The following is a 13,312-nucleotide window of genomic DNA, read 5'->3' on the forward strand; positions in this document are numbered from 1 at the left end:
CCTCACTCGCGACGCAGCAGGACGAACTTGTCCGCCGGCAAGGTCAGATCCAGCATCTCGCCCAATACGAGCTTCTCGTGCGAGCGGACCCAGAGCCTTGCGTCGCCATTGAGCGCGATCTCGGCCTCCTGCTCGCGTCCGAGATACTCGACCAGCTCGACCTTGCCGCGCAGCACATTGACGCCATCACCAGACTTGCCGAGACGCACATCTTCCGGCCGGATAGCCAGAACGGCGTGCTCGCCCGGGCGGAAGCTATCCCTGGCCCTGGCCTGCAGGATTTGTCCCTTGAAACCGGCTTCGATCATACCGCCCGCTTCCTCGCCGAGCGTCACATCGAGGAAATTTCGAAAGCCCATGAAATCCGCCACGAAGACATTCTTGGGACGGTCGTGGATTTCCTGCGGCGTCCCGACCTGCATGAGCACACCTTCGCGCAGCACGACGATGCGGTCGGAGAGCGATAGAGCTTCGGCCTGGTCGTGGGTGACGTAGATGGAGGTCAGGCCGAGCTGTGCGTGCAGCTGCTTGATCTCGGCGCGCATCTCGACGCGGAGCTTTGCGTCGAGGTTGGACAACGGCTCGTCGAACAGCATCAACCGAGGGTGCAGCACAAGAGCGCGCGCGATGGCGACTCGCTGCTGCTGTCCGCCCGAGAGCTGACCGGGATAGCGGTCTTCATAACCGGCAAGACGCACCAGACCGAGCATGTCCCGCACGCGCTGCTCGATTTCCGCAGACGGCCGCTTCTGGAGAGAGAGGCCGAAGGCAACGTTGCCGAACACAGTCAGATGCGGAAACAGCGCGTAGTTCTGGAACACCATGCCGAACCCGCGCTTTTCGGGCGAGACATCGTCAATCCGTCGTCCGTTGAGATGGATCTCGCCGTCGCTCGGCGGCACCAGGCCTGCGATGATGCCGAGCGCCGTGGACTTTCCGCACCCGCTCGGCCCCAGGAAGGTGACGAACTCGCCGCCGCCGATCTCCAGCGGAAAGCGGTCGAGCACCACCTTGCCGCCATAACGCTTGGTGATCGACATCTGCAGCTTATCGATAGAGTCGGCCATTCCCCGCCCCGCATACGCGCGCGAGGGCCGCACCTGCGCGCCCTCGCGTCTTGGTCCCGGTTATTGTTATTTCTTGACCTGATCGGCGCCGACCTCACGGTCCCACCGTTCCATCGCGTAGCTCAGCTCGGTCACGCCCAGCGGAGGCGATACCTTCCATTTGGTCCCGATCTGATCATATTCGGGACGCCAGAACTCCTTCACCTCGTCCTGGATATCCTTGGGCGCCGATGCCAGGGCCGCGGCCTTCACGACCGGCCCGATGAAGGCCTTCCAGGTGAGCGCCTGCTGCTCCGGCTTCCACATGAACTTCATGAGGTCGACGATGACATCGACCTGTTCCTGCGGCACGCCCTTCGGGATGCACCAATAGTGACCGTCCACCACGAACGTGGTGTTCTCCAAAATTGCGATCTTCGAGTCCGGCGGGATCACGCTCTGCGCGCGCGGCTTCATGTCCCATTCCATGATCCCGGCGATCATCCAGCGCTGCCCCTGGGCGAACTCCTTCAACGTGATCGCGGTACCGGTCGGATAATATTCGACGGACTTGCCGAGCTCTTTCAGGAAATCCCAGCTCTTGTCCCAGCCCTTTTCGGGGTCGAGCGGCTTGGAGTCCCCAAGAATGAAGGCAAAGCCCTGGAGGATCGCGCGGCCCGGCCCGCTGTTCGCCGGACGCGCATACATGAATTTGCCCGGGTTCGCCTTCACCCAGGTCAGCAATTCCTGCGCGGTCTTCGGCGGGCTCGGCACCTTCGCCGGATTGTAGATCAGGACCGGTCCACCGGCATTGCCGACTGACGGAATGAGGACGCCCTTGCCCTCGTCGTAAAGCGCCTTGCCCGCATCGGTGAGGCCGTCGCGCGGAAAGTTTTTCTGATAATCGGGGATGGCGATGAGCTGGCCGTTCTGGGCCAGCAGCGCGCCGCCATCCTGCCCGGTCAGCACCAGATTGATATCGAGGCGTCCGGCGTCCTGCTGCGCCTTGATCTTGGCCGGAAGCTCCGGCGCGGGCGCGCGCTGGATTCTGATCTCGCTGACCTTGTCCGGATTCGCCTTCTTGTAGTTCTCGATGATGGTCTGCACCGAGGCCAGGTCACCGCCGGTATCGATGATCGAAAGACTGATCGGAGCGGCCAGGGCTCCGCTGCAGAGACACGCCCCCACCAGAGCGGCGACCATTGGGGTTGCTGACCTCGGTTTCATTCTCGCCTCCCAAGCGCTTTATTTTTTGCGCAACTTGTTATTTATTTGTAAGGCAAGCATCGACGAAATCTTCGCTGGCTGTCAAGCGGTCTGTTCTGTAGCTGTTTTGAACTGGCGGCCGATCGCCTTGTGCACGGACTGAAATGTCAAAAACTTGTTTGGAAGCCGAACGCAAAACCGGGCGGAGCCGGACTTGAAAAAGCCTGCGATGAAATCCGCGGAGTTGCCGCTGTCGTCCTCGACGGGACGATTGAGCGACCGGATCTACGACCATGTGCTCGGTCAGATCGCGATCGGCATCCTTCCCGTGAACTGCCGGCTACCGCCCGAGAATGGCCTTGCCGAACTCCTCGGCGTTTCACGGCCCGTCGTTCGCGAGGCGCTGACGCGATTGCGCGACGACGGGCTGATCGCATCACGCCAGGGTGCGGGCTGGTTCGTGACGCGGCGCCCGGCCGCCAATGCCTTCGACTTCGCGCCTGTCAGCAGCATCCCCGACATCCAGCGCTGCTTCGTGTTCCGGATGGCCGTCGAGGGCGATGCCGCGGGCCTCGCCGCACGCAACCGGGACAAGCAAAGCCTGCGCCGCATTCAGCAGGTCCTGACCAGGCTGGATACGATGGTCGCCCAAGGGCGCGAGGGCGGCCTTGGTGTCGAGGAAGATCTCCTCTTCCACCGCACGATTGCGGAGGCGAGCGGCAACCGCTTCTTTGTCGAGACGCTGACCTCGTTGAGAGAGCAGATCGCCATTGGCGTCAATCTCAACCGCAACCTGTCGCTCATTCAGCCGCGCGGTCGCATTCTCAGGGGGCAGCAGGAGCATCGCCGCGTGTTCGAGGCCATCGAGGCACAAGACGAGGACGGCGCCCGCCGCGCCATGCGCACGCATGTCGAAAATGCCCGCAAGAGAATATTCGAGGGGGGCTGATCGCCGCGACGTGAGCCACGCGCCGCGCGCGGTTAGATCGTCACCACGATCTTGCCGAACTGATTGTTCGACTCCAGGAAGCGATGCGCCTCGACGATCTCCTCGAACGGGAACGTTCTGGCGATCACCGGCTTCAAGCTGCCGTCTGACAACCCGTCGAGGATGAACGCCTTTGCTTTCGCAAGGCGCACGGGATCGCGGATGATCTCGTGCACGAGGTAGCCGCGCAGGACCAGGCTCTTGGTCAACACGTTGAAGAGCGGGAACGGCGTCGGCGCGGAGCTCAGCCCGCCATACTCGATCAGGATACCGCCCGGTGACATCGCCGCGGTCAGCGGCTCGAATGCCGGACCGCCGACGGCGTCAAACACCACGCGGACGCCGCTCGCACCGGCGATCTCCGCGAGCCGCGCTTCGATGTCCTCCTCCTGCGAGGCGATCACGTGGGCGGCGCCGGCCTCGCGCAAGGCGCGCCGCTTGGTCGAGGTCCGCGTCAAGCCGACCGGGACAGCGCCGATCCGGTTCGCGATCTGGATGGCGGCAAGCCCGACGCTGCTTGATGCCGCCGTGATGGCGACGACATCCCCTCGCCCAAGTGCGGCGATGTCGACCAGCGCGCCGTAGGCCGTCAGATACTGCATCCACACCGCAGCCGCCGCCTCGAAGCCAAGCTCGGGCGGATGCTTCACGACGAGCTCGGCCGGAAAGGTGGCAAGCTCGGCATAGGCCGGCCATCGCACCATCGACAGCGGCGGCACGATGCTGACCGCATCGCCCGGCGCAAAGTCGGCCACGCCTTCGCCGATGGCCTCGACGATACCCGCCGCCTCCAGGCCAAGGCCGGACGGAAATGTCGCGGTCTCGATATAGGTGCCCGTCCGCAACAGGGCCTCCGCACGGTTGAGACCGAGCGCCCTGACCCGGATCTGCACCTCGCCCTTTGCCGGCGGTGGAACGTCGACCGTCTCGATGCGCAGCACTTCGGGACCGCCATGCCGGTGAAAGCGAACGACGCGCGCCATGGATACACTCCAAAACAGTTGAGCTGAATGGAGCTATGCCGATCCCACCGAAGTGGATAAATGGCCCGAATACGCGAACAGTCAAAACCAGGAGTTTTCAATCATGGACCGCCTGACCAGCATGGCCGTATTCGTCCGGGCCGTCGATCTCAGCTCGTTCGCGGCCGCGGCCGACGCCCTGGAGATGTCAGGGCCGATGGTCGGCAAGCATGTGCGCTTCCTGGAAGAGCGCCTCGGCGTCCGCCTCCTCAACCGCACCACGCGGCGCCAGAGCCTGACCGAGGCTGGCCAGGCCTATTACGAGCGTTGCCGCGCGGTACTCAGCGAGGCCGAAGCCGCCGACGCCGTCGTGGCCGACGAGCTCTCCGCGCCGCGCGGCAGGCTGCGCGTGACCATGCCTGCCCTGCTGGGCCGACACTGCCTCGCGCCCTTGCTGATGAAGCTCGTGCGAAAATATCCGCATCTCGAGCTCGACCTCTCCTTCGGCGATCCGATCGCTGACATCCTCGAGGCCGGCTACGATCTTGCGATCCGGACCGGCGATCTCGACGACCAGTCCGGTCTGATCACGCGGCGCATCGCAAGCCAGCGCATGGTCGTGTGTGGCGCGCGGTCCTATTTGCGCGCCAACGGCAAACCAAAATCGCTCGACGATCTCGCCGCGCATCAGGCGATCATCTATCGCCGCTCTGGACGCGTCCGGCCATGGCTGTTTCCACAAGCCGACCAGCCGGCACGCGAGATCATGCCGTCAGGCAGGCTGAGGCTCGACGATATGGAGGCGATCGCGGACGCCGCCGCACAGGGCATGGGGCTCGCCTGGCTGCCTTATTGGCTGGTCCGCGAGCGTCTCAACAGCGGCGCGCTGGTCGGCCTCCTCGAAGGCCAGCCCGAATTCCTCTACGACTGCCACGCGCTGTGGCCCCGTTCGCCCCGGATTCCGCCAAAAGTGCGTGCCGCCGTGGACGCGCTCGCCGCCTTGCCGAAGCTCATGGGGTGATGGTCGAGCCCGCCCCCGTTAACTCCCCGTCCACCATCCGGCTTGCCGGGCGGCCGGTAACCACGAGCATTAACAGACCCTCAACGTACCCCCGACAAATCTATCAATGTTTCTGGAGATTTCGCCGTGGATCTGTTGGTTTTCGAGTTCCTGGGGCTGGCGCTGGTCGCCATGTGCGTGGTCGTGGTGGCGCTGCCCTGCGCGCGCAAATCCTCGCACCGGATCCGTTACGAATAGGAATTTCGTCGGAAAGAGACGATTCCGGCCCGATGCAATGCTCGAATTCGCTTAGAGCCCCTTGACATCACAGCGCTTTCGGCAGAACGGCTGATACCAAGTGTCATGGGCCGTTCATGGATTTGATTACCACCACCGCTGACCTCGCGGCTGCCTGCAGCCGGCTGGCCAAGCACCCCGTTATTACAGTCGATACCGAGTTCCTGCGCGAAACCACCTACTACCCGCTGCTGTGCGTGGTGCAGATGGCCAGCCCCGAGGAAGCGATCGTCATCGACACCCTGGCCGAGGGGATCGACCTCAAGCCGTTCTTCGACCTGATGGGCAACGAGGGCGTGCTGAAGGTATTCCATGCCGCCCGCCAGGACATCGAGATCATCTGGCACCAGGCCAACATCATCCCGCACCCGGTGTTCGACACCCAGGTCGCGGCCATGGTGCTCGGCTATGGCGACAGCATCGCCTATGACGCGCTGGTCGAGAAGGTCGCGGGCCACCGCCCGGACAAGACCCACCGCTTCACCGACTGGTCGCGCCGGCCGCTGACGAAAGAGCAGATGCACTACGCGGTGTCCGACGTCACGCACCTGCGCGACGTGTTCGCCGCGCTCGATGCCGACCTCAAGAAGCGGCGCCGCAGCGAGTGGGTCTCCATCGAGATGGAGGTTTTGACCTCGCCCCGCACTTACGACTTCCACCCCGAGCGCGCCTGGGAACGGCTGAAGACGCGGGTCCGCAAGCCCAAGGACCTCGCGGTCCTGATGGAGGTCGCGGCCTGGCGCGAGCAGGAAGCGCAGAGCCGCGACGTGCCGCGCGGCCGCGTGCTGCGTGATGAAGCCATCAGCGACATCGCGACCCACGCGCCGAACACGCTGGAGAAGCTCGCCCATCTGCGCTCGGTGCCGAAGGGGTTCGAGAAATCCAAATGGGGCGCGGACATCGTCGCCGCGGTCGAGCGCGGGCTGGCGCGGGATTTCGCGACGCTGCCGAAGCTGGAGAAGCCGCGCAACAACAACAATGGCGCCGCCATCGTCGAGCTGTTGAAGGTGCTGCTGCGCATGACCGCGGAGCGCCACGCGGTCGCCAGCAAGGTGATTGCCACCGTCGACGATCTCGAAGAGATCGCAGCCGACGACGAGGCCGACGTCCCCGCCCTGCGCGGCTGGCGCCGCGAGCTGTTCGGCGATGCCGCGCTGAAACTGAAGCGCGGCGAGCTGGCGCTCGCGATCGAGAAAGGCCGCGTGATCGGGGTCCAACGGGTGGAGCCGGTTAAACCGTCATCCTGAGGCGCGAGGCGTGAGCCTCGAAGGATGAGCGGCCCCCGCTGCGGCCAGTCGGCCGTCGCCCTTCGAGGCTCGCCGAAGAGGCGAGCACCTCAGGGTGACGGTGATAAATCGAGGCTCGCTGCATCAACGCCGTCATTGCGAGCGAAGCGAAGCAATCCAGAATCTTTCCGCGGAGACGGTCTGGATTGCTTCGTCGCTAGCGCAAAATTGCTTCGCAATTTTGTTGCGGGCTCCTCGCAATGACGAGGAGAGAGCCTACGCCGGCGTCAGCTTCGCCACTTCCGGCTTCATATCATTCAGCACGCCGGTGATCGCTGCGACCAGCTCGTCGATCTGAGCCTTGGTGACGATCAGCGGCGGGCAGATGGCGATCGCATCCAGCATGTTGCGCGAGATCACGCCGCGCTCCTGGAGCATGCGGCTGGCGATGCCGCCGACGGCGCCAGGCGTGCTGGCGGCCGTCTTGCGTCCCTTGTCGAGCACGAGCTCGATCGCCGCGATCATGCCGACGCCGCGGACCTCGCCGACCAGCGGATCGCTGGTGAGCTCGCGCAGCTTGCCCTGCATGTAGCCGCCGAGCTCGGCGGCGTGCGCGACCAGGCCGCGCTCCTCGATGATCTTGAGATTCTCCAGCGCGATGGCCGAGCCGACGGGATGGCCGCCCGCGGTGAAACCGTGACCGAGCACGCCGATTTTGTTGCTCTCGTCCGCGATCGGCTCGAACATGCGGTCGTTCAGAATGATCGCCGACAGCGGGAAATAGCTCGAGGTGATCTGCTTGGAGACCACCATCACGTCCGGCTTGATGCCATAGGTCTCGCAGCCGAACATCTTGCCGGTACGGCCGAAGCCGCAGATGACCTCATCTGCGACCAGCAGGATGTCGTACTTCTTCAGGACGGCCTGGATCTTGTCCCAATAGGTCGCCGGCGGCACGACGACGCCGCCCGCGCCCATCACCGGCTCGCCGAAGAAGGCCGCGATCGTATCCGGGCCCTCCTTCTGGATCAGCGCGTCGAGCTCCTCGGCCCGGCGCGTTGCGAACGCCTCCTCGCTCTCACCGGGCGCGCCGTCCTTGTAGAAATGCGGCGAGCCCGTGTGCAGGATGTTGGGCAGCGGCAGGTCGAACGAGCGGTGGTTGTTCGGCAGGCCGGTGAGGCTTGCCGAGGCAATGGTGACGCCGTGATAGGCGCGCATCCGGCTGATGATCTTCTTGCGCTGCGGCTGGCCAAGCGAATTGGAGCGATAGGCGATCAGCTTGAGGACGGTGTCGTTCGCCTCCGAGCCGGAATTGGTGAAGAACACCTTGCTCATCGGCACCGGCGCGAGCGCCACCAGCTTCTCGGCGAGGTCGATCGAGGGCCCGTGCGATTTGGCGGAGAACGTATGGTAGAATGGCAGCGCCAGCATCTGCTTGTGCGCCGCCTCGACCAGCCGCTTCTCGTTGAAGCCGAGCCCGACGCTCCACAGGCCGGCCATGGCCTCGAAATAGCGCTTGCCCGACGCGTCGAACACGTAAGGGCCCTCGCCGCGCTCGATCACCAGCGGACCGGCCTGCTGATGCGCGCGCGCATTGGTATAGGAATGGAGCTGGTAGGCCACATCCCGGGCCTCTTGCGAATTGGGCAGCATGGACATTGCGGGATTCCTCAACGGTGCGTCATTGGAGGTCATGACGCAGACCTGTCCAAACGACGAGCTTGTCCAAAGAAAACGTCGACATCTTGGCTATTGCGGCAGGCCGCAACTTGCAACGTCATTTCGTTGGCAACAAGCGCACACGAGCGTTGCAGGAAAGCAGCGCTGGCACTTCGGCACAGAAGATATCGCCTCGGCTAGCCTCGCCGTGCCAGCACGAAGGCCGCCGCCGCGGCGATCAATGCCGGGACGGCCGCAGCGCCAAACAGCGGCTGCGGTCCCATGTCGCGGGCCAGCATGACGCCGCCGATCAGAGGCCCCACGATCGAGCCGATGCGGCCGATGCCCAACGCCCAGCCCACGCCGGTCGATCTGATCGCCGTCGGATAGAAGGTCGCCGTCAGCGCGTTCGAGGCGATCTGTCCCCCGACGATGCAAAATCCCGACGCGAAGATCGCGATCGTGACCAGGACGATCGAATGGCTGGCCATGCCGACGGCGGCCACCGCGACCGCCGCCGCGAGATAGGTCAGCGACAACGCGCGAAACGAGAAACGGTCGATGAACTGGCCGAGCGTGAAGGTGCCGACCACGCCGCCGACCTGGAGCATCGCACCAATCGCGGCCGCGCCCGAAACCGAGACGCCGAGATCGTTCAGCACGGTGGGCAGCCAGTTCGACAGCAAATAGAGGTCGAGCAGGCTCATGAAGAACACGACCCAGAGCAGGACCGTCACCGGTGCGCGGCCCTCCGCAAACAAATGCGCGACGGGCAATCCCGACAATTTGGGCTCCTGGACTACGAATTTGGCGTTGCCGGCGATGGATACCCCCGGGGCTAGCTTTTGCAGGAGGTTCGCCACCTCGCGGTCGCGACCGCCCATCATCGCCAGGAACCGGATCGACTCGGGCAACGCCTTGAAGAGGAAAGGCAGAAGCAGCAGCGGCACGAGGCCGCCGACGAGGAACACCGAGCGCCAGCCGAAAGCGGGGATCATGGCGGCTGCCAGCAGCCCGCCCAGGGCCGCACCGATCGAAAAGCCTGCGAACATGATCATGACCATGGTGGCGCGGCGGCGATGCGGGCTGAACTCGGAGGTCAGCGCAATCGCATTGGGCATTGCACCGCCGAGACCAAGACCGGTCAGAACGCGCAACGCGATCAGCCAGGTCGTGTCCACCGCGAACACGGTGAGCAGCGTCCCGATGCCGAACACCAGCACGCTTGCGAGGATGATGCGGCGGCGACCGATCCTGTCGGCCATCGGACCGAAGATCAGGGCGCCGATCATGAGACCCAGAAGCCCCGCGCTGAACACCGGACCGAGGCTCCCACGCGCCAGCTTCCATTCCTGCGCGACTGCAGGCGCGACATAACCGATGGCCTGGGTGTCGAAGCCATCGATGAACAGCACCGCGGCGCAGACGAGCAGAACCCGGACCTGAAAGGCGCCGACCGGCTGACGATCGACATAAGCGGGAACGTCGACCGTGCCCGACACGATCTCATCCGTAGCTGTGACAGCCATGCCCAACCCCTCCCCGGCAGCTCATGCACTATTATTCTTCTTAAAATCTCTTATAGTGAGATTATAACGAAGGCAAGCCGCTACCGTGCCGCCGTTTTGCGGCCGGCGCGAATGCGGGTATCACGGCCAATACGCGAAGCTGGATCGAATCTCACTTGGTCAAAGCAAACAGTCAGGATCGGGTCCTTGCCGTGCTCGATCTCTTCACCGAGGCACGGCCGCAATGGTCGCCCGAAGAGCTCATGAAGGAGCTCGGCTACACGAGGCCGACGCTGTATCGCTATCTGAAGAGCTTGAAGGACAGCGGCTTCGTGATGCCGACGCGCGGCGGCCGGTTCGCGCTTGGCCCGCGCGTGGTCGAGATGGACTATCTCAGCCGCTGTTCCGATCCGCTGATCGCAGCAGCCACCCCGCATCTGGAGCGGCTGTCGGCCGCGCACCCCTGTACGGCCCTGGTCGTGCGCTGGTATGGCGAAAAGATGCTGTGCGTGGCTTCAATCGCCTCCGTCGTGAATCCCGTAAGCAGCTATCCGCGCGGCCGACCGATGGCGATGGGACGCGGCGCAATCGCGCGCTCGATCATGGCCTTTCTGCCCAAGCAGCGCGTGATGCCACTGGTGACGCGCTATGCCGCCGATCTGCGCAGCGTCGGCGTCGGCGACACCTCCGACGAAATCCTGGCAGCGCTGAAACGCGTGCGGCGCGCCGGCGTCGCCGTTGCCTTTGGCGAAGTGACACCGGGCGCGGTCGGGATCGCCGCGCCGATCCTCGATGCGGGCTACCCGATCGCAAGCCTCTGCATCACGATCGCCGGACCACATGCCAAGGGCGAGTTGATCGATCGCATCAGCGCGGAGGTCCGCGAAGCGGCCCGGCAGATCTCCGAGGTTGCGACAGAATAATCTCATTATTTGAGATTTTACTTGACGAGATCTGTGCGACATCTCATGAGGACGAGCGATCGCGCCTCGCGCGATGACAATCGTGGGGAAGCGATGTGAGGCAGGCTTCAGCGGATAGCGACGCGCCCGTCGTGATCGTCGGCGGCGGACCGGTCGGGATGGGTCTGGCGATCGGCCTTGGCCAGCGCGGCATCAAGACCATCGTCGTGGAACGCCACGAACAGCCGCAGCCGATCCCCAAGGGGCAGAACCTCACGCAGCGGACGATGGAGCATTTCCACTTCTGGGGCGCGGAGGCGTCGCTGCGCGCCGCCCGCACCATTCCTCCCGACTATGGCATCGGCGGAATGACCAGCTACGGGACGCTGCTCAGCGGCTACAATTACAACTGGCTGCAGCGCGAGCTCGTCCGCCCCTTCTATTTCACCGACAACGAACGCCTGCCGCAATACGCGACCGAAGCCGTGCTGCGGCAACGGGCGGCACAGCTTCCCTCCATTGACCTGCGATACGGCTGGACCTGCCGGGATGTCCGGCCTGACGCCGAGGGCGTGGGCCTCGACATCGAAAATCGCAACGGGATGACACAGAGCCTTCGCGCCGACTATGTGATCGGCTGCGATGGCAGCCGATCGATCGTGCGCGAACACGCCGGCATCGCCCAGACCCGCTCCGACCACGACCGGCTGATGGTGCTGCTGGTGTTTCGGTCCGTCGAATTGCATCGGCTGCTCGAGGCCTTTCCAGGCAAGTCGTTCTACAGCGTGTTGCATCCTGACCTCGAGGGCTATTGGAAGTTCTTCGGCCGGGTCGATCTCGGCAGCACCTGGTTCTTCCATGCCCCCGTTCCCGCGGACACCACCGCCGACAATTTCGATTTCCGACGCTTGCTGCACGATGCCGCCGGCGCACAATTCGACATCGAATTCAAGCACATCGGATTCTGGGATCTTCGCTTCACGGTCGCGGACAGCTACCGCGCAGGCCGCGTCTTCGTCGCCGGAGATGCCGCGCACAGCCATCCGCCCTATGGCGGCTATGGCATCAACACCGGTTTCGAGGACGCCGTAAATCTGGCGTGGAAGCTTGCTGCGACCCTGCAAGGCTGGGCGCCAGCCGGTCTGCTCGACAGCTACGATGCCGAGCGGCGTCCGGTGTTTGCGTCCACCGCGCGCGATTTCATAGAGACGCCGATCTTCCGCGACCGCGATTTTCTTCGCCGCCACGATCCGGCGCGCGATCGGGCGGATTTCGAGGCCGCCTGGCACGAGCGGCACTCCGGCGCGCGCGCCGAGGTCAACGCCTTCGAGCCGAATTACGAGGGGTCACCAATCGTCTTTGGTCCGGCCGGCGCTGTCTGCAGTGCGATCGGCTCGCACGCCTATCCGGCGCGCGCAGGTCATCACCTCACGCCGCAACCTTTGTCGTCAGGCAAGAACGTGTTCGAGGAATTGGGCGACGGCTTCACCTTGATCGATCTGACGGACGGCGGCGCGGCTACAGCTCTTGAGCAAGCCGCCGCGCGGCTTGGCATCCCGCTGAAGGTGATCAGGGACACCGCATCAGGCGGCCGCGAGAAATACGAGGCGCGGCTGATCCTGGTGCGGCCCGATCAATTCGTTGCCTACACGGGCGACAACGCTGATGGCGCATCCGACATCTTGATGCGCGCCATCGGCCGATCCTGAGAGAAACGCTTTCGCCGCAGGCCCGAAACCCTACGCCGCGCCGTCGTCATCCCCTTCGTCGGCAGCGCGAGCGGCTTCCTTCACCTCCACCAACGCCATCGAGAGCAGATAGACGGTCGTGGGCAAGCCGACGCGGCGCGCCAGCTCCACGGCACGCGACAAATCGCTCGCCAGCTCCTTGAGCTCGTCCCCCCGTGACAATGTCCCACCCCATCCATCCGCCGACCACGGCCGCCTAGACCGCGATGGCGCCGCTGGTTCTGATCAGTTCGGCGCTGGCATGGACTGTAGCAAAATTCCCGATCACATTCACCACCGACTGTTTGTAGACGGCGGCATCGCCCGTGCCCGGCTGCCGGCAGGCCACGGCGTCAGTGACGATCTGGTAGCGATGGCTGCGGTGAAACCCGTCGACGGCGGTGGCCAGGATAGTTTCGTCCAGGGAAAAGCCGACCAGAATGCAGCGCACATTGCGGATATTGGACATGTAGTCCACGAACCGCGAAGAGCTGTAGGCCGACGGCAGCGGGTGCTCGAAAGTCATTTCGCCGGGTCGCGGCTTCGCCTCAGCGATCCAATCAGTCAGCCTGGATGCCGGATTGAACCACGCCGCCTGGGCGATGCGCTTCAGATGCATCACCGGCCAGAGATTGGTGCGCCACAGCGTCAGGAGCTCCAGGCAGCGCACAGTCGCGGCTTCGCCGTCGAGGATGACATGGCGACGCCCGGGGGTCAGATATTCGACCTGGAGATCCGCACAGACCAGGATCGGCGGATCATCGGTAATGGAAGTCAGCATTGTCTTGCGC

The 13,312-nt window shown here is 64.3% G+C and carries 12 protein-coding genes; 5 read left to right on the top strand and 7 right to left on the bottom strand.

Annotation, left to right across the window (positions count from 1 at the left end; translation table 11 throughout):
* Nucleotides 1-2 precede the first annotated feature (2 nt).
* Both AB7290_RS24220 and AB7290_RS24225 read right to left on the bottom strand, forming a co-directional pair.
* Nucleotides 3-1,067 carry an ABC transporter ATP-binding protein gene (locus AB7290_RS24220; protein ID WP_085402885.1) on the bottom strand — a complete coding sequence of 355 codons (1,065 nt, stop codon included), beginning with the start codon at nucleotides 1,065-1,067 and terminating at the stop codon, nucleotides 3-5.
* 66 nt (nucleotides 1,068-1,133) lie between these two features.
* Nucleotides 1,134-2,273 carry an ABC transporter substrate-binding protein gene (locus tag AB7290_RS24225; protein ID WP_085402884.1) on the bottom strand — a complete coding sequence of 380 codons (1,140 nt, stop codon included), beginning with the start codon at nucleotides 2,271-2,273 and terminating at the stop codon, nucleotides 1,134-1,136.
* A 193-nt stretch (nucleotides 2,274-2,466) separates the two neighbouring features.
* Here AB7290_RS24225 and AB7290_RS24230 point away from each other — a divergent pair, with 193 nt between their 5' ends.
* Complete coding sequence (locus tag AB7290_RS24230; RefSeq protein ID WP_201266215.1) at nucleotides 2,467-3,201, top strand: FadR/GntR family transcriptional regulator; 735 nt, start codon at nucleotides 2,467-2,469, stop codon at nucleotides 3,199-3,201.
* Nucleotides 3,202-3,233: 32 nt separating this feature from the next.
* On the opposite strand, the gene AB7290_RS24235 is transcribed toward AB7290_RS24230, so the two are convergent.
* Nucleotides 3,234-4,223 (bottom strand): zinc-dependent alcohol dehydrogenase family protein, encoded by a 990-nt coding sequence (locus AB7290_RS24235; protein WP_085402883.1) that lies wholly within the window; start codon nucleotides 4,221-4,223, stop codon nucleotides 3,234-3,236.
* 103 nt (nucleotides 4,224-4,326) lie between these two features.
* On the opposite strand from AB7290_RS24235, the gene AB7290_RS24240 reads away from it, so the two are divergent.
* Together AB7290_RS24240 and rnd are read left to right on the top strand one after the other, a co-directional pair.
* Entirely contained in the window at nucleotides 4,327-5,223 is an 897-nt protein-coding gene (locus AB7290_RS24240) for a LysR family transcriptional regulator (protein WP_085402882.1), read from the top strand.
* A 353-nt stretch (nucleotides 5,224-5,576) separates the two neighbouring features.
* Nucleotides 5,577-6,746 carry a ribonuclease D gene (rnd, locus tag AB7290_RS24245; RefSeq protein ID WP_085402881.1) on the top strand — a complete coding sequence of 390 codons (1,170 nt, stop codon included), beginning with the start codon at nucleotides 5,577-5,579 and terminating at the stop codon, nucleotides 6,744-6,746.
* Nucleotides 6,747-7,001: 255 nt separating this feature from the next.
* Here the strand turns inward: rnd and AB7290_RS24250 are convergent, their stop codons facing one another.
* The gene (locus AB7290_RS24250) at nucleotides 7,002-8,384 is read right to left on the bottom strand and encodes an aspartate aminotransferase family protein (RefSeq protein WP_085402880.1); all 1,383 of its coding nucleotides are present in this window, start codon (nucleotides 8,382-8,384) and stop codon (nucleotides 7,002-7,004) included.
* A 197-nt stretch (nucleotides 8,385-8,581) separates the two neighbouring features.
* The gene (locus AB7290_RS24255) at nucleotides 8,582-9,913 is read right to left on the bottom strand and encodes an MFS transporter (RefSeq protein WP_201266214.1); all 1,332 of its coding nucleotides are present in this window, start codon (nucleotides 9,911-9,913) and stop codon (nucleotides 8,582-8,584) included.
* 155 nt (nucleotides 9,914-10,068) lie between these two features.
* Here AB7290_RS24255 and AB7290_RS24260 point away from each other — a divergent pair, with 155 nt between their 5' ends.
* Both AB7290_RS24260 and AB7290_RS24265 read left to right on the top strand, forming a co-directional pair.
* Complete coding sequence (locus tag AB7290_RS24260; protein WP_085402879.1) at nucleotides 10,069-10,815, top strand: IclR family transcriptional regulator; 747 nt, start codon at nucleotides 10,069-10,071, stop codon at nucleotides 10,813-10,815.
* 95 nt (nucleotides 10,816-10,910) lie between these two features.
* The gene (locus AB7290_RS24265; protein WP_283808581.1) at nucleotides 10,911-12,503 is read left to right on the top strand and encodes an FAD-dependent monooxygenase; all 1,593 of its coding nucleotides are present in this window, start codon (nucleotides 10,911-10,913) and stop codon (nucleotides 12,501-12,503) included.
* A 30-nt stretch (nucleotides 12,504-12,533) separates the two neighbouring features.
* Here AB7290_RS24265 and AB7290_RS24270 read toward each other — a convergent pair whose 3' ends face one another.
* Nucleotides 12,534-12,704, bottom strand: a complete 171-nt coding sequence (locus AB7290_RS24270) for a hypothetical protein (RefSeq protein ID WP_201266213.1) — start codon at nucleotides 12,702-12,704, stop codon at nucleotides 12,534-12,536.
* 34 nt (nucleotides 12,705-12,738) lie between these two features.
* Complete coding sequence (locus AB7290_RS24275) at nucleotides 12,739-13,302, bottom strand: isochorismatase family protein (protein ID WP_085402878.1); 564 nt, start codon at nucleotides 13,300-13,302, stop codon at nucleotides 12,739-12,741.
* Nucleotides 13,303-13,312: the final 10 nt, after the last annotated feature.

Origin of the sequence: Bradyrhizobium sp. 613_E4_N2_2 (assembly GCF_052075995.1) — a bacterium.
GTDB lineage: Bacteria > Pseudomonadota > Alphaproteobacteria > Rhizobiales > Xanthobacteraceae > Bradyrhizobium > Bradyrhizobium barranii.

What these genes read in the sequence shown, in the direction of transcription:
- AB7290_RS24220 (WP_085402885.1), bottom strand. Translation starts at nt 1,067, where the DNA reads ATGGCCGACTCTATCGATAAGCTGCAGATGTCGATCACCAAGCGTTAT.
- AB7290_RS24225 (WP_085402884.1), bottom strand. Translation starts at nt 2,273, where the DNA reads ATGAAACCGAGGTCAGCAACCCCAATGGTCGCCGCTCTGGTGGGGGCG.
- AB7290_RS24235 (WP_085402883.1), bottom strand. Translation starts at nt 4,223, where the DNA reads ATGGCGCGCGTCGTTCGCTTTCACCGGCATGGCGGTCCCGAAGTGCTG.
- AB7290_RS24240 (WP_085402882.1), top strand. Translation starts at nt 4,327, where the DNA reads ATGGACCGCCTGACCAGCATGGCCGTATTCGTCCGGGCCGTCGATCTC.
- rnd (WP_085402881.1), top strand. Translation starts at nt 5,577, where the DNA reads ATGGATTTGATTACCACCACCGCTGACCTCGCGGCTGCCTGCAGCCGG.
- AB7290_RS24250 (WP_085402880.1), bottom strand. Translation starts at nt 8,384, where the DNA reads ATGTCCATGCTGCCCAATTCGCAAGAGGCCCGGGATGTGGCCTACCAG.
- AB7290_RS24255 (WP_201266214.1), bottom strand. Translation starts at nt 9,913, where the DNA reads ATGGCTGTCACAGCTACGGATGAGATCGTGTCGGGCACGGTCGACGTT.
- AB7290_RS24275 (WP_085402878.1), bottom strand. Translation starts at nt 13,302, where the DNA reads ATGCTGACTTCCATTACCGATGATCCGCCGATCCTGGTCTGTGCGGAT.